Genomic DNA, 19,327 nt, shown 5'->3' with positions numbered 1-19,327 from the left:
GCTCAGTGGTTCGGCGGCAAACGGGATGTCAGCCTAGATCGAACTGCATCTTGAGCAAGGCTGAATCAAGCCGAACTGTGCGTCCGTCCGGCAGGGTTTCCAGGACCTGGACCCCGTCGAAGTTGAGGAGCTGACGCAGGATCGCCGCGAAGCCGTCCGCCCGGGTCGCCGGGTAACCGACGCGCTGGGCCAGTGCGGTCACCGGGAGGGTGCCCGCGTCGAGCAGGGTACGGACCGCCCGGTCGAGCTTGTCCTTCGGTGGCTTCCGGGCGAGGAGCTCCAGCTGGCTCTGGAACGCCTCGGCTGCGAAGAGGGCCTCCACCAGCGCATCGTCGGGCGATACGAGGACCTGCTCGACCAGTGCCGCCGAGTCCTCGCGTGCAGGGACCAGTGCCACCTCGAACAACGAGTCGTGGGTCTGGGCCAGTTCGGCCTGCACCTTCGTCGGCCGTTGCCGGACGGGCCGGGCGGGTGCGGGTGCCGGTTCCACGGCCGGCGCGGCCGGGCGGAGGGGCGGCTGCCCGTCGGTCTCCCACCATGCCGGGCGCCGGTTGCCGAGCTCCCGCCACCCGGCCGGCGGTTCGGCCCCGAACGGCAGGAAGGCGAGCACGGGGATCGCGAACTCGGCCAGAGAGGCACCGCCGTGGTAGCCGGCCTTACGAGCCGTGTACCGCGAGTCGGCGTCCCACAGGGCGACGATGGATCCACCGGGTTCCGGCGCGACCACGCGGGGGCCCGACAGCACCACCTCGGCCGCGGCGGTGTCCCCGCCCGGCGCCCGGTGGCGGGCGGACAGCGGCGCCGCCGCCTTGACCGGGTCGCCGCGGCGGTCGACCACATGCCCGTGGTCACTGGTCAGCAGCACCGCCATGCCCTCGGTCGCCGCCACCCGGAGCAACTCGAGCAGCCCCGGGATGTGCGAGGCCTGCCAGGCGCCGTCGCCGAGCTTCTGCTCCTTGCCCAGCCGGTCGTCGATCGCGTTCAGGACGACCGCGACATGCGTCCGGCCGTCCGTCAGGGCTTCGGTCAGCTCCGGACCGAAGGCGTGGCCGGCGCTGTCCGCGCGCAGGTCGTCCTTGTGGAAGACAGCGGCCGGCGCCCCGGCCCACTGCTTGAACAGCCCGGGGAACAGCTGCTTCTCGTCCTTCTGCGAGCCCTGGAGCAGCCGCCCCGCGAAGAGCGAGGTCCGGCACACAGCGGTGACCGTGGGCAGCGCGGCCGCGACGGCGCGCCGACGCGGATCCCCCTCGTCGAGGGGGTCGAACTCCGCCCAGGAGGACCGCAGTTCCTCGCCGAGCTCGGTGGCGATGGCGGCGCTCATCCCGTCCAGCACCACCAAGAGCACTCGCCGGCCGGCGCCGCTCCGGACGACCGGTTTCACCACCCGGTCGAGGAAGGTCTCCACCGTCAGCATGGAGTTCGGCGGGCTGCCGGCGGCGGTCCAGGAGGCCAGCAGACCGGCGAAGTCCCGGTCGATCTCCTTCCGCTGGGCGCGCACCCGGTCCGCGAGCCGGTCGTACGCCGCCCTCAGCTCCGCATCGGGGTCCCCGCCCGCCTCGATGTGTTCGACGGCCCGGTCGACCCACCCGGTCTCGGTGAGGTGGCGCTCTATGGCCGCCGCCACCGTGTCCGAGCCGGCAGCGGGCGCGCCGGCCAGCCATCGGGCGAGCCGCTGGGCCATCCGCGTCCGCTCGATGCGGGCGAGGGTGTGCGGGCCTTCGGCCCGCAGATGATCGTCCAGCGCCTTGACCGCCACGGCCACGGCGCTCGGATCGCCCTCCGACAGGGCCCGCCCCACGGCGGTGAACCCGGCCTCCAGCCCGGCCTGCAGAACGGGGCTCGTCCGCGCGGCAGCCTCTGCCCCGAACTGGCGGACCAGGGCCGAGGCCCGGTCCAGCACGGTGTCGAGGATCCGCCGGGCCTCCCGCGCCTCCTCCGCCTGGGCGCCGCCACCTCGCACCCGCGCGGCCGAGGCGAGCGCCGACACGTACTCCTCGGCGGCCCGACCGTAGGCTGCGGCGAGCACGTCGAACTGTTCCCCGGTGGCCGGGGGCTGCTCCCCGAACCAGCGCTCCGCCCGCCCGCGGGCCTGGTAGACGGCCGCATCCGGTACGGCATGGCACCACAGCGCCGCGCACACCAGGCCGAAGGCCACCGCGTCGGCACCGTGTTCGGCCAGGACCAGGCCGAGGAGGGCGCGGCCGGCGAGCCCGGCCTGGTCCTCCTCGGCAAGGAACTCCACCAGCCCCGACCGCTCGGGTCCGCGCAGTTCCAGCAGCCGCTCCGGCCCGCCGGGCAGCAGGGACCAGCCCAAAAGGGTGTGCGTGTCCAGCCCGTTGCCCACCGACGCACCGGCGGCACCGGACGGCGCGTCCTCCGCGTACCGGCCGAGCCGGAGCCGTCGCAGTGTCAGCGAGGACAGTGCGGCCCTCCGCGAGAGCATGCCGCCGGCCAGCGCCGGCCACCCACCGGGAGGCGTGGCGTCCAGCAGGGCCTCGGCGGCCCAGTTGTCGGACCGCAGCCGGCTGTCCACGGCCTGCGCGCCGAACGCGTCGCGGACGACATCCCAGCTGTCCACCGAATCGATGCGCTTCTTGTGGGTGCGCGCCAGGATCGCCGGGTCGAGCTCGTGCTGCTCCCGGTCGGTGAGCACGACCAGCACGCCCGGCCCGGCCGCCTGCTCCGAGAGCTGGCCGAGGACCAGCTCGTGGACGGCGAGCGGGGAGGGCGCGGCCACGATCCGGGCGGTCTGGCCCTCACCCCAGACCGGCTCGGCAGGCCCGTCCCACTGGGGTGCGGACCGCAGCAGCACCGCCCGCCGCCGGCTCCCGCCCTTCAGGGAGTCGGCCAGTGAGCTGTGGGAGGAGAGGTACTGCGTGATCGTCGCCAGGTTCAGCCGGACCGCGACGGTGCCCGTCGCGGGCGTGCTCGTCGGTGCCGTGCTCGTCGGTGGCGTGCTCATCCTTCGACGACCCGCCACGTGAACTCGACCGTGGTGCCCGGCGCGAGGGCCGCCAGCTCGGCCAGTTCGGCCTGCAGCTCGGCGACCGCCCGGGCGGCCGTGGTCCGGCGCCCGCCCGACCGGCGCGGCTGCCCGCCGGTGCTGCCGCCGCGGGCCGGGGAGTTCTCCTCCTGGACCGGAGGATGGCTGCTCTGCGTGACCAGCGATACGTCATCGGCGCGCGGAGCAGGCGCCACGGGCTGCGGCGCAGGCGCCGGGGTGACGGCCGCCTGGTTCCGCTTGATCAGGGCGAGGACCGCGTCCTTCGCGTCGTTCAGGGCCTTCACCAGATCGTGCGTCAGCTGGGCCTCGGCGGCCACGTTGCGCAGCGAATCGAGGAGCTCGGCCCCCTCCGGCCCCTGACCGGAGGCCAGGTCGAGGGTGGTCCACGAGGCCGAGACCAGAGCCTGGGCCACCGCCGTCGCCTGCTTCAGCGAGTTGCCGAGCCGTTCCGCACTGACCGGTCCGAGGTCGAAACCGGCCAGGGCCTCCACGGTCCGCTTCGCCCCGGCGGCGCCGTGCCCCGAGGTCCGGTCGAGGGCCTTGAGGAGGTCGACGGCCCGGCGCGCGATGGCGAGGCGACCGGTCTCCACGGTCTCGTCGAGCCGAAGGAAGGAGGCGTGCTTCTGCAGCTGCTCCACCAGCTCGTCCGCCGGGCCCTGGTAGGTGCGCACCTGCGCGCCGATCTCCCGCGCGAGCTGGTTGACCATGCGTCCGCGGCGCAGGGTGGGCGCGGGCGCACCGAAGATGGTGCGGTACCGCTGCTGGGCGGCCTCCCAGTCCTCCTCCGAAGGCAGGGGCTGGCTGCGCAGGGCGTCCCGCTCCTTGACCTGGGTGAGCTCCGGGGCAGGGTCGAGCGGGGTGCCCTCGCGGACCCAGACCCGGTCGTCCATCTCCGCGTACGAGGCGACCACCAGCCGGGCGAGGAAGTCGGGCAGGCCGCGCGGCACCGGCTTGTCCGTCCAGTCGGTGAGGGTGATCAGGCTGAGGTCGCCGGTCACGCCCTGCTCCCGGGCCAGCTGGCGGAAGTGGTCCGCCCAGAACTGCGACAGCTCGAAGTACGCCTCCTTCTGCTGCCCCAGGCGCAGCGGGCCGACTATCCGCCGCATCAGGGCCCGGTCCGCCGCCGGGACCTCGGCACGCCCGTCCCGCGCCTCGGCCGCGGCCCGGACGTGGGTGAACACCTTGCGGGCGTCGGCCGGCTTGACCGTGGTCCCGGTGTTCTCCGGGTCGAGGTCGGGGTGGTCCGGGAACTGGGTCGCCAGCAGCTTCCCGGCGATGTGCCGGATGCCGTCGCGCAGCGACTGCCCGAAGGAGAGGGTCAGCCCCTCCACCTCGCGGAGCGAGGTCAGGTGGTCGTCGAACCCGAGCTCCACGTCGGCGGCCTTCTTGTCGGCCAGGCCGTAGGCCTGCTTGAAGGCGGCCTTGACGTTCTTGAGCAGGGTTTCCCGCTGGGTCTCCAGCAGGCCCTTGGCGCGGGCGCGGTTGTCGGCGTTCAGATGGCCCGCGTACTGGCCGTCGAAGCGCTGCTCGTCCGCGAGCGCCCTGTCGATCACGACCAGGCGCCGGAAGTCGGCGTACCGCTGGTGCGAAAGGTGGGTGGGCAGCCAGGCCACCGTCCGCGACGGCTCGCCCTGCTTCTCGCGCAGCCTGCGCATCCGGTCCCGGTCCTCGACCGGCCCGTACTCGCTCTCGTCGAAGGGCAGGTCGATCACGATCCGCCACAGGCCGTCCTGCCGGGGCATGAGGTCGTGGTCGGGCAGGTCGTCCTCGTCGGCCACATTGCCGAAGACGACCTCGGCCGTGCGCTCCGTACCCCGCCAGACGAAGGGCAGTTCGTCGATCAGCTGGCCCTGGGTGATGCCGAGCTCGTCGGCGAGCAGCCGCCGGGCCAGTGCCGTGCGGTTGCCGGGGTTGTCATTGACGTTGGCGTTCGCGATGACCGAGTCCACGTCGACGCCGGACAGCTCCAGGCGGACGCCCCGGTTGGCCTCGCTGCCGGTCTCCACGATCTCCGGGAAACGGGCCGCCCACTCGGACACCTTGTTCTGGAGGATGCCGTACTCGCGACCCGGGATGGGCGCCACCACCGAGCCGTAGTTGAGAGCCGACAGCCGGCGGATGGTCAGATCGGCGAGGGCGGGAACGCTCGGCGCGAGCGCGGAGAGCAGCAGGGTGCCGATGATCCGGTTGTCACCGACGAACAGCTTGACCCGGGCGCGCAGCGCCTGGTCGGTGAGGCTGTCGGGGCGGTGGGTGTACTGCTCGACCTCCTCCTCCGTCACGTTGTGCGTGGCCAGCAGGTACGGGCGCAGCTTGGTCCGGTACAGCTTGTCCGCGGCCTCGAAGACCACCTTGAGGCTGTCGGTGAAGGGCTTGTCGCCGCCCGCCGTGATCAGCGGGTACAGGTCACCGACCGGGATCAGGTCGCCCAGCCGCAGCTCGTCCCGGTGGTCGGCGAGGAGCTGGCCCATCAGCTTCATACCGGTCCGGTTGCGCTGGAGGGCAGAGGAGACGTGCACCAGCGTGTCCATGAACGCCGGCGAGAACGGGTACGTCAGCCGGAAGCTCTCCTCGTCGGCCCCGACCCCGTCGGCGCCGCGGTCCGAGCCGAGCAGGGTGTCCCACACCTCCTGGCGGACCTTCCGGGTCTTCTCGAACTCGGCCCGGACCAGCGCGGCGGCCTCGTCGTCCTTCGGCTGCAGCAGCCGGGCGTGGGCGACCTGCGGGAGGTTGCGGTCCTCCAGCGTGATCTTGTCGAACCGGCCGGAGGCCAGGTTCAGGGTGTCCTGGATGGAGGACTCGGCAGCTCCCGACACCTCCTCGCCGACCAGCTCGCGCAGGTCGCGCTGGCGGGCGATGAAGGAGACCACGGGGATCGCGCGGCGGGCGTCGCCGCCCTCCACGAAATTGGTGATCTTGCTGGCTTCCTTGGCGACGAACTTCTGGTCGTGGATGAGCGTGGCCAGCCACAGGATGAGCTCGTCGAGGAACAGGATCAGGCCGTCGTACCCGAGGCCCTTGGCGTGCTCGGCGATGACGGACAGACCGGCGTCGAGGGAGATGAAGCCGTGCTCGTCCTCGGCGGCGTTCTTCGCGAAGCCGGGGAGGAGATTGGTGCTCGCGTCCTGTACGAGGCGGGCGCGCAGCTCGGCCGGGGTCGCCGGGCTGACCAGGTTGAGCCCCTGGGCGGCCTCGTGGACCTCCTCGGCGGCCAGCGCGGTGTCCAGCAGCTGGGGGGTCCAGGCGAAGGACTCGCCCCACTCGTCGTCCTCGTCCGCGCCGCCGGCACCCTCGGCCGCCAGGCCGGCGATGACGGCGTCATCACCCATCCGGCTGCGCATGGCCCGGATGTCGTCGAAGAGCGCGTCCGTCCGGTACACCTGCGGGGTCTCGGCCTCCGGATGCAGCCGCTTCACGTGCGTCACGTACCCGCCGAGGACCCGCTGCTCCAGGGCCTTCGCCCCCAGCATGTGGTACGGCACGAGCAGGAACCGCTTGCCGTCCGTACCGAGCCACTCGTGCTTGGTCAGCACGGGGTCGAAGCCGCCCTTGGCGCGGGCGGCCGGGCTGCCGCTGAGCAGCGCGTGCAGCACGGCCATGAAGTGCGACTTACCGGAACCGAAGGAGCCGTGGAGGTAGGCCGCCTTGGATGTGTGCCCGTCCAGGGCGGCCTTGATCAGCCCCAGTGCCTCGTCGAAGTTCTCCAGCAGCCGCTCGGTGACCACGTAGTCCTTCAGCGCCCGCTCGGCACCCTCGGGGCTGGTGGCCTCCGAGAGCTGCAGGACGAAGTCCGAGGTCGAGATGGACTCCTTGATGTTGATCACATCGCGGAGCAGGGGCGGCTGCTGGGCCATGTAGGGGCTCACTCTCCGGTGGGTCGGTCGTCGCGCTGCTCACCCGATCGTATGGGGTGGGTCCGACATTGCGGGACCGATCTCGCCAGAGACGATCACACCCGGGCAGGCGGGATCAGCTCGCGCAGCTTCTCCCGGGTCTCCGGGTCCGTGGAGTGGACGACGGTGCCGATCATGCCGCGGGTCAGCAGCACCTTGTACGTGTTGCGGATCAGCCGGTCGATGTCCTCGTCCGTGGTCGCCTTGGTGAAGATCGGGTCCTTCGAAGCGGCACGGTCCACCACCCAGCGGTCGGTACGCCAGACCAGGTCCGGCCCGATGATCACCCCGGACCAGTCGTACTCGAAGCCCTGGGCGGTGTAGACACAGCCGACCTGGCCGAAGCCGGCCTCCTCGGTGGCCCACAGGGCACGCGGCGGCAGACCGAACAGGGAGCGGTCGCCGGGTACGTTCCACGGCCTGGCCCAGTCGCCGATCACGACATCGGCGGGCAGCTCTGTCATCTCCGAGGTGATGTTGGTGGTCCACTTCCAGCAGTAGCCGGCCGCCATCCGTGCGCCGTAACCCTCCGCCTTCCGGGCGGTCAGGAAGTCCTCCAGCTCCTGCGGACTGTCCACGGTCAGCAGCTGGACCTTGTCGTCCGGCTCCCAGACGACGGGCCCGTCGCCCGCCAGCCCGAGCAGGCTGGTCACCCAGTGGAGGTACGCGTCACTGCCACCGCACCGGAACTGGCTGTCGAGCGGCACGACCGTGCAGTCCAGGCCCTGCGCCGCCGCGGCCTGCCGGATCTGCTCGACCGTCCCCATCTCTCCCGGACGCACCACCTGGTGCTGGTCCAGCAGGAACACCGGCACCCGGGCCGCGTCGATCAGCTCCGCGACCTGGGGCCTCCCCGTGCGCAGCGCGGCCTTCGTGTACCGGTTCGCGGACGTCAGCCGAATGCGGTGCGCCTCGTCGCAGATCAGCACGTCGAGGTCGTTCGGCTCCGCCTCCATGAAGCTGTTGAAGTACATGAACAGCTTCTTCACCTCGGTCTTCCGCGCTCCCGCGATCTTCCGCATCGTCTGGGTGAAGGAGGAGGATCCGGTCGCGTGGAGGGCGGCCACGCCGTGCCGGTACAGCTCGCCGAGGAGGGACAGGGCGATCACGCTCTTGCCGGAGCCGGGCCCGCCGGTGACCACGATCACCTGCTTGTGATTGGCCTGCTTGGCCTTCCGGACCGCCGACATGACCAGCTCGTAGGCGACCTTCTGCTCGTCGAGCAGCACGAACTGCTCCCGGTTGCGGACCTCCTCGGCCGCGACCTTCATCAGCTGCTTCGACGGCCGCACCTTGGCGTTGAGCAGGATCTCGGCGGCCTCCGCACCGGACTTCGGGGCCAGCCGGGACCGCAGGTAGTCCTGGAACGAGCTGCGCTGGTCCTGGGTGAACAGCCGGCCGTGCACGTCCTCCGGCACCTCGCGCAGCCAGCGGACGGCGGAATCCTTGGCGTTGTGCAGATACGCCACGCCCGTGACGGAGTCGGGGGCCTGGGCGACGGCCCCGTTGAACGACACCAGGTAGTCGCAGTACGCGCGGACCTGCTCGATCGGGTTCAGCACGGGGTCGGCGTAGGCCTCGATGCGGCAGAGCCGCGGGTCGTTCTCCTCCTGGTACGCCTTGCTCCACTGCTTGAGCTCGACGACCACGTACGAGGGCTCCCCGGTGGCCGGGTGCACGCCGGCCAGAACCACGTCGGCGCGCTTGCTGGTCAGCGGCAGCGCGTACTCGATCATCATCTCGACGTCGCCGAGCCCGGCCTCGACGAGGGTGTTCGCGAGCACCGGGAGGCTGCGCTCCCAGGACTGGACCTCCGAGGGGTGGGGACGGTGGCCGCGGGCGTGCAGGAAGTTCTCGGCCAGCATCAGCGCGAGCGCCCCTTCCGCGATCGAACCGCCGAAGAAGCGGGCGGCCACGGACGCCACGGATTCGCGGAACAGCAAGACTTGCCCCCAGGCAGCACGAAGTGACTCGTGCGGGTGGGGGCATGTCCTGTCGGTGTCCGCGGACGCGTATGCGTATGCGTATGCGTATGCGCCTGCGGCGAGGAAGCCCGTCGGGCCGCTGAGATTGGTCCGGCCATCCTAGGACAGGCGGTGATCACGTGGCTGGGGTGGAGTGGCTCAAAGTGCGCGGCGGCTGCGGGCATTCAGCTCTGCGAGACAGGCCAGGAGCCGCTCCCACCTGCTGACGGGCTCGATGTCGGCGGGGTCCGCGGTCCACTCGGGGCCGGCGGTGAGCGGCCGGAGTCGTACGCCGGTCCTGTCGTGGCCGGCGACGAGCCCGACGCGGTCGGTACGACGGTCCCGTACGGCCTCGCCGAGCCGGAGGGGGAGTGGCTCGTGCCGGACGGCGGGTAGGCCCGTCACCCGGCGGTACCCTTCGCGATCACCTTGGCCAGGGCATGGGCAACGGGCGCCGAACACACCCCGAGGTCCACGAGCGCGTACGGGGCCCCGCTCTCGCGCTCGTTCGGCCAGGGGGTACGGACGTCCATGGCGGGGAGCTGGATGCCGGCCCGGGTGAGGGCGACGGCGAGGGCGTCGCGGGCGGCAACGGCTTCCTTGATCTTGGCTCGCGTGGCGCGGGTGTTGCGCGTGAGGAACTTGGGCTGCTGCGGGGGAGTTGCGGACATGGCTCTCCTGTCGCTGGGGATCTGGAGGATGCGGACAGTTGTCTGTCTCTTGCTCGTTCGCCTGAACCGGATCGGTGCGGGGGATTACGGTGCGTAGTACGGGCATTACGAGGATGCATCCGGAACGGGACCGGCACGCCGGGCGGTGGTTGTCCTTCGCCGCAGGTGATCACTGGTTCCACAACTTCCACACCAGCGCCTCGGAGGGGAGCGCCATGCCGCAACGACGCGTCATCACCGGCCGCAGCCAGGAACCGCGCCAGCGGTTCGCGGAGGAACTGCGGATACTCCGGACCGGGAGCGGGGCGAGCCTGCGGCAGTTGGGGGAGCGGCTGGGGTGGGACTGGTCGCTCTTCGGGAAGATGGAGAAGGGCGAGACCATCGGCGGCCCGGAGGTGGTCCAGGCCCTGGACCAGCACTACGGGACGCCGGGGCTGCTGCTGGCGCTGTGGGAGCTGGCGGCGGGCGACCAGCGGCAGTTCCGCGAGCAGTACCGGCGGTACATGGCGCTGGAGGCGGAGGCGGTGAGCCTGTGGCACTTCGCGGTGAGCGTGCTGCCTGGGTTGTTGCAGACTCCGGGGTACGCGCGGGAGCTGCTGACTGTGGGCGGGATGGCAGAGCCGGAGCTGACGCAGCAGGTTGAGGCCCGCATGGGGCGGCGGGAGTTGCTGGAGGGGAAGGAGGCGCCGCGGTTCCGGACGATCCTGTCGGAGGCGGTGCTGCGTGCGGGGTTGCTGGACACCGGTGAGTGGCGTACTCAGCTTGAGTACCTGCTGGAACTGGCCGACCGGCCGCATGTGACGATCCAGGTGCTGCCGTTGGGCGTTGGGCCACATGCCTTGGTGAGTACCGACGTCATGTTCCTGCGGCTGCCGGATGCGCGTACCGTGGCCTACACGGAGAGCGCTCACCGTGGTGAACTCGTTGAGGAAAACGCGTCGGTTGAGCGTCTGCAGCGCGCCTACGATGCGGTTCGTGACCTGGCGCTTTCCCCCGCCGAGTCGCGGAAGTTCATCCTGCGCATGTTGGAGGAAGTACCGTGCGAGCCATCGAGCTGAGTGCCGTTACATGGCGGAAGAGTAGTTACAGCAACCCTGACGGTGGCCAGTGTGTCGAGGTCGCCGACGGTATTGCTGCTGGCGTCCCCGTGCGGGACTCCAAGATTCCGGACGGCCCGGTGATCGTGTTCGGGGCGAGCGGCTGGAACTCCTTCGTTGCGGCGCTTCGGGACCGGCAGTTGAGCAGCTGAGACCAACGGAACGGCTCCCGCGATCGCCTGATCACGGGAGCCGCTCTGCCTTGAGGGGCTGCTACTTCTTGGTGGTGCGGCGTCCTCGGGTTGTGGCCGCGGGCCGCCAGGCGCGCAGGTCGTCGTCGGTGAGGCCGTGCTTGCCCTGCTCCATCTGCCGGTCGCCCCGGAAGAACACGGCGGGCGAGGAGCCGAAGTTGGCGTCGAACTCGTTGTGCCACTGGTCGAGCCAGGGCTGAAGCTCCAGCAGGCCGGCCAGGAAGGGCGTTGCCTCTTCTGCGCTCATCGCCTCGTTGGTGGCGATGTACGTGTCGAGAGCGTACGCCTGCTCCCCGTGGTCCCAGCCGGCCCAGCCGTACAGCTCGGGGGTGGCGGCATTGGTTTGGCCGTAGGAGATGAAGCGCTCCTTGGGTACGTCGAGCTTGCCGCGGGCCCGCCAGTAGGAGGGGCGCAGGAAGTCGGCCGAGGTGTACTTCGGCGGCACGGGGATCTTGTCCCTGATCTTCCGCTTGGCCAGCTCGTCCGGCTCGGCGTCCTCTTGCCGCTGGCGATCCCAGACGTCCTCCCAGTCCGCGCGCTTCTTGAGCCCGGAGGGCTTGTAGCGCAGGGCGGCGAGGAACGGCACGTGCTCGTCGCTCATCAGCTCGGCGACGACGGCGGGCAGTTCCTTGCGCGGGGCGTAGATCTTGGCGACGGAGACGAAGTCCTCGTCGCGGGAGAGGTTGTCGGTCAGGCGGGAGAGGGTGATGAGGGCGGGCATCCCATTCTCATCGAACCAGTGCGAACGATCCTCGATCCGGTCGAGCAGCCAGGCGCGGAGCGCCTTCTCCTGGAGCGCGTCCCAGCCCTCGGTAGCCCAGCGTCGCTTGTACTCGGGCCGCTCGACCATGCCGATGGCGCGGGACGACTCGATGGCGTCGATCCGCTTCTGGACGATTGCGCGGTAGGCGGCGGGCCAGTGGGACGGGATCTCGGTGATGGGCGTAGATCCGTGCCGCTTGAACCACTCGTCGCTGGCCTCGCCGGCGGCAACGCGGCGGGCAAGCACGATCTCGAAGGCACGCTCACCGAGGGCGAGTTCGGGGATGTCGGGCGAGTCCGGGTCCGGGTCCTTGGAGACACGCAGGTCTTCGGGGTACAGGTTGTAGAGGGAGTAGACCTGCCAGTCCAGCTCCTCCTGAAGAGCGATCATGCGGGACCGGATTGAATTCCAGGTTGAGTGCCCGTTTTGAAGAAGTCCGAGTGTTGGTGTGACGTGAGACGCGAGCGTCCAGGGGCTGGATGCCTTAATTCTTGAGGTCAAGTCTTGAATTGAACTAGCAATTAGCTCGGGAGAGTCGTCGCTGAGGGGAAAGTTCTCAATTACGGATCCTGTGAACTCGTAGTACTTCTCCCAGCCCTCGCTGGCGATGCCGCCGCCAATTCCGCCGTGTCCGCGGTCGAAGCAGTTCTGCTTGAACCAGAAGCAGGCGGTTGAGCTATTGATGAGTCCAAGGATATTCGCGTGTTCTTCGTGCGTTGATGACTTGGGGAGTTTGATTACGGGCGACTTTTGGTTGAATACATTACCCCCTCCGTCTAGGGCGAAATTGTTGTGCGTCGCCACGAAGGAAAAGGTAATGGAGAGCTCTGTTTCGTAAGTGGATTTCGTGTGTTGCATGTAGACCCACCACTCAAGGCCTGCTGCTGCCATGTCGCCCTGGAACGTTCGACGCGTTTCGAGCGTTCGCCGAACCCGCCATAGCTCGTGCGCCAGGGCGAGCGGGTCAAGCGTATTTCCGTACGGATACCAGATAAATTCCTTGGGTGTGGCATCCCAGTCGCGAACATCTTCGCCCGTCAGGACTGGGCGCAAGTGTTCTGAATTTCGGAGCTCGCCGCTTCGGAATGGCCTGCGTGGGCGGATGAAGGCGTCATCGGCTCCGGAACGAATCGCTCCACCAACGGGCGGGGAGATGACCTCCCGCAGTCTGGTTTTTCCCTTCTCGATCTCCTCGACCAGTTCGAGTCCACCATCCGACAAGATCCAGGGCTGGTTTCCGAAGTATCGACCTCTATCAAGGTTGGCGATGGAGATCCACTTGCCGGAATATTCGGGCTTGTCGATGTTCTCGAGAATCTCATCCCAAACGTATCCGACTGAGTCCTGATCGGGGACTTCTGGTTCCCCTTGGATGCTGCGAACTGTATGTACTGGCCGACTTTCGGAAGGGGTTCCGTGCTGCCCGATCAGAATTACAGTTGGAGTTCCGTGATCGGCAACGTGGGCGCCGGAAGTGTCGATGACCTCTGTCAGTTCGACTCTGTGGGCAAAGAATTCTTCAATCAGTCGCTTTCCTGCTGCGCGCTTCATGAATGAATTCGCGGTGATCTGGCCGACCCGCCCACGCCGGTCGCCGCCGCTTCCCTTTTTGGCCAGTTCGAAGAATCGCTGTGCAAACGGAACTGAGAGTGCGTAGGTTCCCGTGCAGGCGTCGTACAAGCCGCGATACAACTCGTTGAGCTTCTTGTCCTTCACAGTGATGTACGGCGGGTTGCCGACCACCACGTGGTAGCGGCCCTGCTTCAGGATGTCCGGGTGCTCGTGGATGTCTTCCGTCTGGTACTTGAACTCGGCGAGTTCGTCTGAGCCCTCTGACCCGTCGCCCTCGAAGAGGGCTTCCTGCTTGTACCGGTTCTTAATGAGGGAGTCGCCCACTGCCAGGTGGATCGGCCACTCGTACTTTGCGGCCTCCGCCAGCGTGCGGACCCCGCTCGCCGCCATTGCTGCGACCAGGAGTCGGAAACGGGCGATGGCTACCGCGAAGGGGTTCAGGTCGACGCCGTGGACCGAGTCCAGAGCGGCGGCGACCCGCTCGTGCAGGTCCTTGCCGGGCTGGCCCTCCGCCCACAGGCGGACCAGGCGCCGGAACGCGCCCAGGACGAAGTGCCCCGACCCGCACGTGGGGTCGATCATCTTCAGGCCGTCGTAGCCGAACTCGCGGACCGCCGGGTCCATCGTGCGGTCGAGGATGAACTCCTCCACGAACTCCGGGGTCTGGAGCAGCGCATACGTCTTACGGGCGGCCTCGCTGAGGTCCTGGTACAGGTCGCCCAGGAAGCGGGTGTCCCAGCCCTTCGTGCCGTCGCCGTCCTCCTCCAGGGGGTCCGTGAAGTCGTGGACCAGGACGCCCGCCTCGTCACGCGTGCGCCAGAAGTCCACCAGGTCACGCGCGCCGTCGTGGGACAGCGGGATCTGGTAGAGGGGGTTGTGGCGGCGGTCGAAGAGGAGGCGGCCCGCCTGGCCGGCGCCGAGTTCGGCGAAGGCGTGTTCCAGCCAGCCGCGGTATGTGGGGTCGTCGGACCGGCCGACGTAGTCCTCGAAGCGGGCCAGGGCCAGGTCGCGGCGGTCCGGTTCGGGGGCCGTCAGGTACGGCTCCGGGATCAGGCGGTTGTCCTCGCTGAAGCGGACGAAGACCGTGCCCAACACCCAGGCCACTGCTACCTGGGTGACCCGCTCGTCCAGCCAGGAGTTCCAGGTCGCGGCCGTGCGGCCCAGCTTGCGGGCGCGGTCGTATTCCGCACGCAGGCGGGTGCCGACCTCCTCGACGGCCTTCACCTGTTTCGTCAGATCGGCCTCGGCCGCTGTGACCTGCTTCTTCAGATCGTCCAACAGGGCCTTACGGTCGATCACTTGACGTCTCCCTCGGTTGCAACAGCGGCACCGGCGGGAAGCCGGTCCCGGTCCAGGACCCACGAGTCCGGAAGTTCGATCCATTCGCCCAGGCCGACCTGGTACGCCACGGCCACCAGCCCCAGCTTCGGCTCCCGCGCCGGGTCACCTTGCGGGACCAACAGCCACAGGCCGCGTCCGCCCTGCCGGGCGGCCTCCGCCAGCCGGTCCAGGACGCCCATCGCGTCGTAGCGGGCGAAGACCGACGCGTCGGTGAGCAACACCGGCCCGCCACCCGCCCCCGGCGCAAGGAGCTCGCGTACCCGCGGCTCCACCGTGCCCCAGGCCGTACGCGCGTACTCGGCGAACTTGAGGGCCCCGCGCGAACCCGCATCGGCCGCGTCCGCCTTGAGCAGGGTTTCCCAGGTCGGCTTGGTGCCCGGCGGGACCAGGCCGTGCAGGGCTTCCAGGAAGAGTTCGGTCACCGAGACCGGCTGGGCGTCGATGGGGTGCGACGCCAGCTTTCGCACCGCCGCCGGGGAGCTTCCGTGGTGCACGGTCAGGACCCGGTAGCCGTCCTTCCGGGCCGACGCGAGCAGCCGCTCCTTCGCGCGCGCCGAGCCCGCCACCAGGGGGTCGTCCGCGTAGCGGGTCACCGCGCCGGCGTCCGTGGCGCCCAGCCCGGAGCCCGAGGTCAAGTAACTGGTGACGCTGTCCATGCGGCTGGGCAGGTAGCGCAGCGTCTTCGTGTCCTCGCGGGTGGACAGAGCCAGGTCGAAGCCGGCGTCCCGGAGAGCCTTGGTGAGGGGGCCGCCGGTCGGCAGGTCGTGGGTGAGGGCGCCCCGGCCGTCCGGGATCACCAGCTCGGGGAAGCGGGCCCGGACGCGCTCGTGGATGTCCTCGTCCCGGATGCCCGGCTGGCGGCCTTCCGGTACGCCGGGGATCAGGCGGATCAGGCCGGCCTGGGTGAGGCGCAGCGCCCGTACCAGCGGCAGGTCGCGCGGGTAGATCTCCAGACGCGGGGTGGCGGCCGCGTTCAGCGAGGCGGCCGCGGCCAGCTCGACGACACGGCGCTCGTCCCACTCGATGGTGCCGGGGGGCGGGGTGAGGGCGCCGAGTTCGCCGAGGACCGTAGCCGCCGTGGGGAGGGTTTCCAGCTTCGCCAGGCGGTCCGCGGTGCGGCCCAGCCGGGAGGCGTAGTCCAGCAGGCCGGGGGCGGTCGGGGTGTCCGGGCCGTCGGCCTCGCGGACGTCCAGGGCGAGCAGGCCGGCGCCGAGGGAGTCCTCGGTGGCCTTGCGGTTCGGCTGGTGCTGGAACTCGGCCTCCTCCGGATCCAGCTGCTCCACCTCCACCACGGCGCGGACCGCGGCGAGGGCCAGCGCGCGGCGCTGCTCGCGCTCCGCGAGCTGGGTGCCGCGGCGGACCGCCAGGGCGTCGGCGATCTCGACGGCGGACGCGACCCGGCCCAGCCCGGACAGCAGGCCGACGATCTCGTCACGGAGCGCCTGCACCGCCGGGTGCTTCTTCCAGCGCTTGCGCTCCTCCTTCAGCATCTGCGGGATGCGGCCCGCGGACAGGCCGAGGGCTTCCGCCACGTCCTTCTGCTTCGGCCAGACGCCGATGGCGGGCAGCTCGCCGCGCTCGTCGGGCAGGCGCAGCAGCAGCCGGACCATTTCGACCTTGTTCGCGTTGGAGCGGTTGTTGTTCAGCTCCGGGACGAAGAGCGTGGCGAGGGTGTCCAGGCTGACCGACTGGAGGGTCTTGCCCGAGAGGCCTGCGGCACCTTCGGTGAGCGACAGGCTGCCCAGTACCGCGGACTCGGCCGCGGTGAGCTGGGCGAGCTCCTCCTTGGCCTCGGCCCGGCCGCGCGGGCTGAGCGGCGAGAGCGGTTCCTCGCGCAGCAGCTTGCCCCACTCGCGCTGGCGGCGCTGCACCTCGGCCCGGGTCTTCGCGCCCAGGCCGGGCGCGTTGAGGAGCTTGTTGCGGCTGTAGTCGAGCAGGGCGCCGACCGTGGTGATGTCCAGGCCGTAGAGGAAGGACTCGGCGGCCGGGGTGAGGCCGGCGGCCGAGAGGTGGGTGTCCCGGGTGACCTCGGCGGCCAGCCGGTCGCGCTGCTGCTCGGCGGTCAGGGAGTCGGCCTCCGCGATGGCGGGGGTGCCGGCATCGGGGGTCCGCGGGGTGGCCGTCGGCTCAGGGTGGCGGGAGCGGTGGCTGGACGGGACGGACTGCGAGGCGTCCAGGAAGATCTTCTTCCAGGCGTCCCGCATCGGCTTCAGGTCGGGGAAGCGTTTGCTGATGTCCCGGGCCAGGGCCTTCTGGAAGAAGGCCACCAGGCCGTCCCGTACCGCCGGCTCGAAGGCGTCGGCCGCGACGACGGGGTACGGGAACTCCTTCGGGTCCGTCATCCGGGGCGGGACGGAGCCATCGCCCCACTTGGGCAGCTCGCGGGAGGCCATCTGGTGCAGGGTGACCGCGACCGCGTACCGCTCGGCGTGCGAGTCGTACGCGGTGCGCGTGAGGGTCCCGACGAACGGGTCGAGGTAGCCCTCGGTGCCGGCCTCGTGCTCGGTCGCGGGGTAGCCCGCGAGCGAGAAGTCGATCAGGACGAGTTCGCGGGTGCGGTTCGGGCGGATGCGGATGGCGATGTTGTCCGGCTTGATGTCGCGGTGCCAGACGCCCTCGCCCTCCAGGAAGTCGACGGCGCCGAAGAGGTAGTCGCCGTACGCCTCCAGCTGGTCCATGGGGAGCCGGCCGCGCTCGCGGAGCTGGCGGGCGACGGTCTCCTCGCGGTGGCGGGTGCGGCTGACGGACTCGTCGGTGCGCTCCGGGTCCCCCTCGCGCTCGTCGCCCACGTACTCCAGGGCGAGGACCGTACGGCCGCCGATCTTGAGGGGCTGCGGCTCGACGAGACGGATGACGCGCGAGTCGGCGCGCAGCCGGCCCATGGTCTCGGCCTCGCGCTCCAGTACTGCGCCGCGGCTGTCGGAGAGGGCCACCTTGAGCACGGCCAGGGGGCGCGTCCCACGGGCTTCCGCCGCGCGGTCGCGCACGAGGAAGGCCCGGCTGGTGGAGCCGGTGCCCAGTCGGCGGCGGACTTCCCAGCGTCCGGCGAGGACATCCCCGGCCACAGCCTCCAGCGGGTCCTTCTCCGGGACCGGGGCGGCCTCGGGGCTCTCGGCGGCCTCGTGGACGGCGGCCGCGGCGTCGGCGGAGGGCGCGGTGAGGGAGTCCTCGACCAGCTCCAGCATCTCCAGGAACTCGTCCACCGTCGACAGCCGCTGGGCGGGCCGGTAGGCGGTGGCGGCCTGGACCAGTTCGTCGATGTCCTCGGACAGGCCGTCCACGAGGGAGCTGGGGCGCAGGCCCTCGCCGGCTTCGAGGCGGGCGAGCAGCTCTGCCTGGCTGGCGGCCGGGGGCCTGCCGGTGACCAGGAGGTAGGTGAGGACGCCGAGGCCGTAGACGTCCAGGTAGACCGGGTCGGCGTTGAGGGCGGTCAGCTCGGGGGCGAAGTACGGGTCCGAGTCCTTCGCCAGGTGCATGGCGGACAGCGCGGTGGGGGCGAACCGGGTGGCGCCCGGGGTGGGTCCGCCGGTGCCGCTGCTCTGGGTCGCGATCTGCCAGTCGGAGATCTGCAGGCGCGGTGTGATCCAGGCGGCGTCCTCGCCGATCGCCTGGCCCTTGCGGCCGCGGCTGCGGGGAATCACGTGGATGGAGCGGGCGGCCAGGGCCCGGTGGAAGATCCGGCGCGAGTGGGCGGAGCGTACGGTCTCGGCGAGCTGCCGGACCAGTGCCATCCGGCCGAGGATGTCCAGTTTGTCGCCGTACTGGTGCAGGTACTCGTCGAGCCGCAGGGTCTGGCGGTCGTAGTCGAAGATCAGGACGGGGCCGGCGGAGTGACCCGACGGGTGGTACTGCTGGAGCTGCACGACACCGGGGTGCTTGAACCGCTGGAGCACTGCCGCCTCACGGCGCGCGGCGTTCTCCACCGACTGCCGCAGGGACGCGGACGAGCCGCGTTCCCGCAGGTAGATGCGGACACGGGCGGTCTCGGGCAGCTCGCTGTGCTGGGCGTTGTAGTCCGCCCAGGTCGGGCCTACGTCGAAGGCCTTCCGCTCCAGCTCGTACGGGCCCACCTTGTACTCGGCGTCGCTGCGGCGGATGCCGACCCGCTTCAGCGCGGCCTCGATCTCCCGCGAGTCGACGGCGGTGATCCTGCGCCGTTCGTCACGGGGCGGCTCCTTGAGCATGGCGAGCAGCTCGGGAAGGGTGTAGACGCCGTTCTGGTCGTGGGCGGGGAGCCGGACCCGGAGCGAGCCGTCGGTGAAGCAGACCGCCTCGGCGACCCAGACGCGCTTGCCGTGGTGGGAGAGCAGGCCGGCCAGCTCCTTGGCCTTCTTGTTGACCAGGTGCAGCGGGTTGCCGTGCGACTCCCGGCGGCCGCCCGGCTTGAGCTGCACCCAGGTGCCGCTCTCGCTGGTGACCGTGCCCCGCCAGTTCTTGAGCTCGATCATGCAGGCGCCGCCCGGGGCGACGACGAGCAGGTCCACCTCGCGGACATGGCCGGTGTTGGCGGTGAAGGTGAAATTCGACCAGGCACGCCACGGGTCGGCGTCGGGGAGCTGCTCACGGATGGCGTCCAGCGCGCGGCGCTCGTGATCGAACTCGGACTCGGTGACCGTGGTCCACCGGCCTTCCCGCATGCGCTGTTCCCGCTTTCTCCGTCACCGCGCCGTCTGAGGTCTCCGCCCGTTCCGTCCGGCGCTGCCGGACTTGGCGGAAGCCACGGGAATCCTAACCGCAGGGGGTGACAGAGGGGTGTGGCGCTGCACAGCCGAGGCCTGCGGCTGGGGACGCTCAGCGGCCTGGCCCGTAGGCGGGTGTCCTGGGGCCAGGC

General features: G+C 70.3%; 8 protein-coding genes. 2 read left to right on the top strand and 6 right to left on the bottom strand.

The genetic code is table 11. The features are described 5' to 3' along the window. Nucleotides 1-28: 28 nt before the first annotated feature. The 4 genes from pglZ to GPJ59_RS00095 form a co-directional block, all read right to left on the bottom strand. The gene (gene pglZ / locus GPJ59_RS00110; RefSeq protein ID WP_219664044.1) at nt 29-2,962 is read right to left on the bottom strand and encodes a BREX-2 system phosphatase PglZ; all 2,934 of its coding nucleotides are present in this window, start codon (nt 2,960-2,962) and stop codon (nt 29-31) included. Beyond that, entirely contained in the window at nt 2,959-6,858 is a 3,900-nt protein-coding gene (gene pglY / locus GPJ59_RS00105; protein ID WP_219664043.1) for a BREX-2 system ATPase PglY, read from the bottom strand. Before pglY ends, pglZ begins: the two co-directional genes overlap by 4 nt. A 95-nt stretch (nt 6,859-6,953) precedes the next feature. Continuing rightward, entirely contained in the window at nt 6,954-8,840 is a 1,887-nt protein-coding gene (locus tag GPJ59_RS00100; RefSeq protein WP_258023622.1) for a DUF2075 domain-containing protein, read from the bottom strand. A gap of 422 nt (nt 8,841-9,262) precedes the next feature. Continuing rightward, nucleotides 9,263-9,532, bottom strand: a complete 270-nt coding sequence (locus GPJ59_RS00095) for a hypothetical protein (protein ID WP_219664042.1) — start codon at nt 9,530-9,532, stop codon at nt 9,263-9,265. Between the two features lie 215 nt (nt 9,533-9,747). Between GPJ59_RS00095 and GPJ59_RS00090 the strand changes: the two genes are divergently transcribed. Beyond that, a complete protein-coding gene (locus tag GPJ59_RS00090) occupies nt 9,748-10,590 on the top strand; it encodes a helix-turn-helix domain-containing protein (RefSeq protein WP_219664101.1) in 843 nt (280 codons plus the stop codon). Then, on the top strand, nt 10,572-10,781 hold the full coding sequence (locus GPJ59_RS00085; protein WP_219664041.1) for a DUF397 domain-containing protein: 210 nt from the start codon (nt 10,572-10,574) through the stop codon (nt 10,779-10,781). Before GPJ59_RS00090 ends, GPJ59_RS00085 begins: the two co-directional genes overlap by 19 nt. 61 nt (nt 10,782-10,842) lie before the next feature. Here the strand turns inward: GPJ59_RS00085 and pglX are convergent, their stop codons facing one another. Next, nucleotides 10,843-14,454: a BREX-2 system adenine-specific DNA-methyltransferase PglX gene (gene pglX / locus GPJ59_RS00080; RefSeq protein WP_219664040.1), complete on the bottom strand. Its 3,612-nt coding sequence runs from the start codon at nt 14,452-14,454 to the stop codon at nt 10,843-10,845. Next, on the bottom strand, nt 14,451-19,133 hold the full coding sequence (gene pglW, locus GPJ59_RS00075; protein WP_219664039.1) for a BREX system serine/threonine kinase PglW: 4,683 nt from the start codon (nt 19,131-19,133) through the stop codon (nt 14,451-14,453). The genes pglX and pglW overlap by 4 nt, the downstream gene beginning before the upstream one ends. Nucleotides 19,134-19,327: the final 194 nt, after the last annotated feature.

Origin of the sequence: Streptomyces bambusae, assembly GCF_019400985.1 — a bacterium.
GTDB classification, from domain to species: domain Bacteria; phylum Actinomycetota; class Actinomycetes; order Streptomycetales; family Streptomycetaceae; genus Streptomyces; species Streptomyces bambusae_A.
This window is presented reverse-complemented; position numbering and strand designations above follow the sequence as displayed.

Coding starts and splice junctions, on each gene's coding strand:
- pglZ (WP_219664044.1), bottom strand. CDS start 2,962: ATGAGCACGCCACCGACGAGCACGGCACCGACGAGCACGCCCGCGACG.
- pglY (WP_219664043.1), bottom strand. CDS start 6,858: ATGGCCCAGCAGCCGCCCCTGCTCCGCGATGTGATCAACATCAAGGAG.
- GPJ59_RS00095 (WP_219664042.1), bottom strand. CDS start 9,532: ATGTCCGCAACTCCCCCGCAGCAGCCCAAGTTCCTCACGCGCAACACC.
- GPJ59_RS00090 (WP_219664101.1), top strand. CDS start 9,748: ATGCCGCAACGACGCGTCATCACCGGCCGCAGCCAGGAACCGCGCCAG.
- pglW (WP_219664039.1), bottom strand. CDS start 19,133: ATGCGGGAAGGCCGGTGGACCACGGTCACCGAGTCCGAGTTCGATCAC.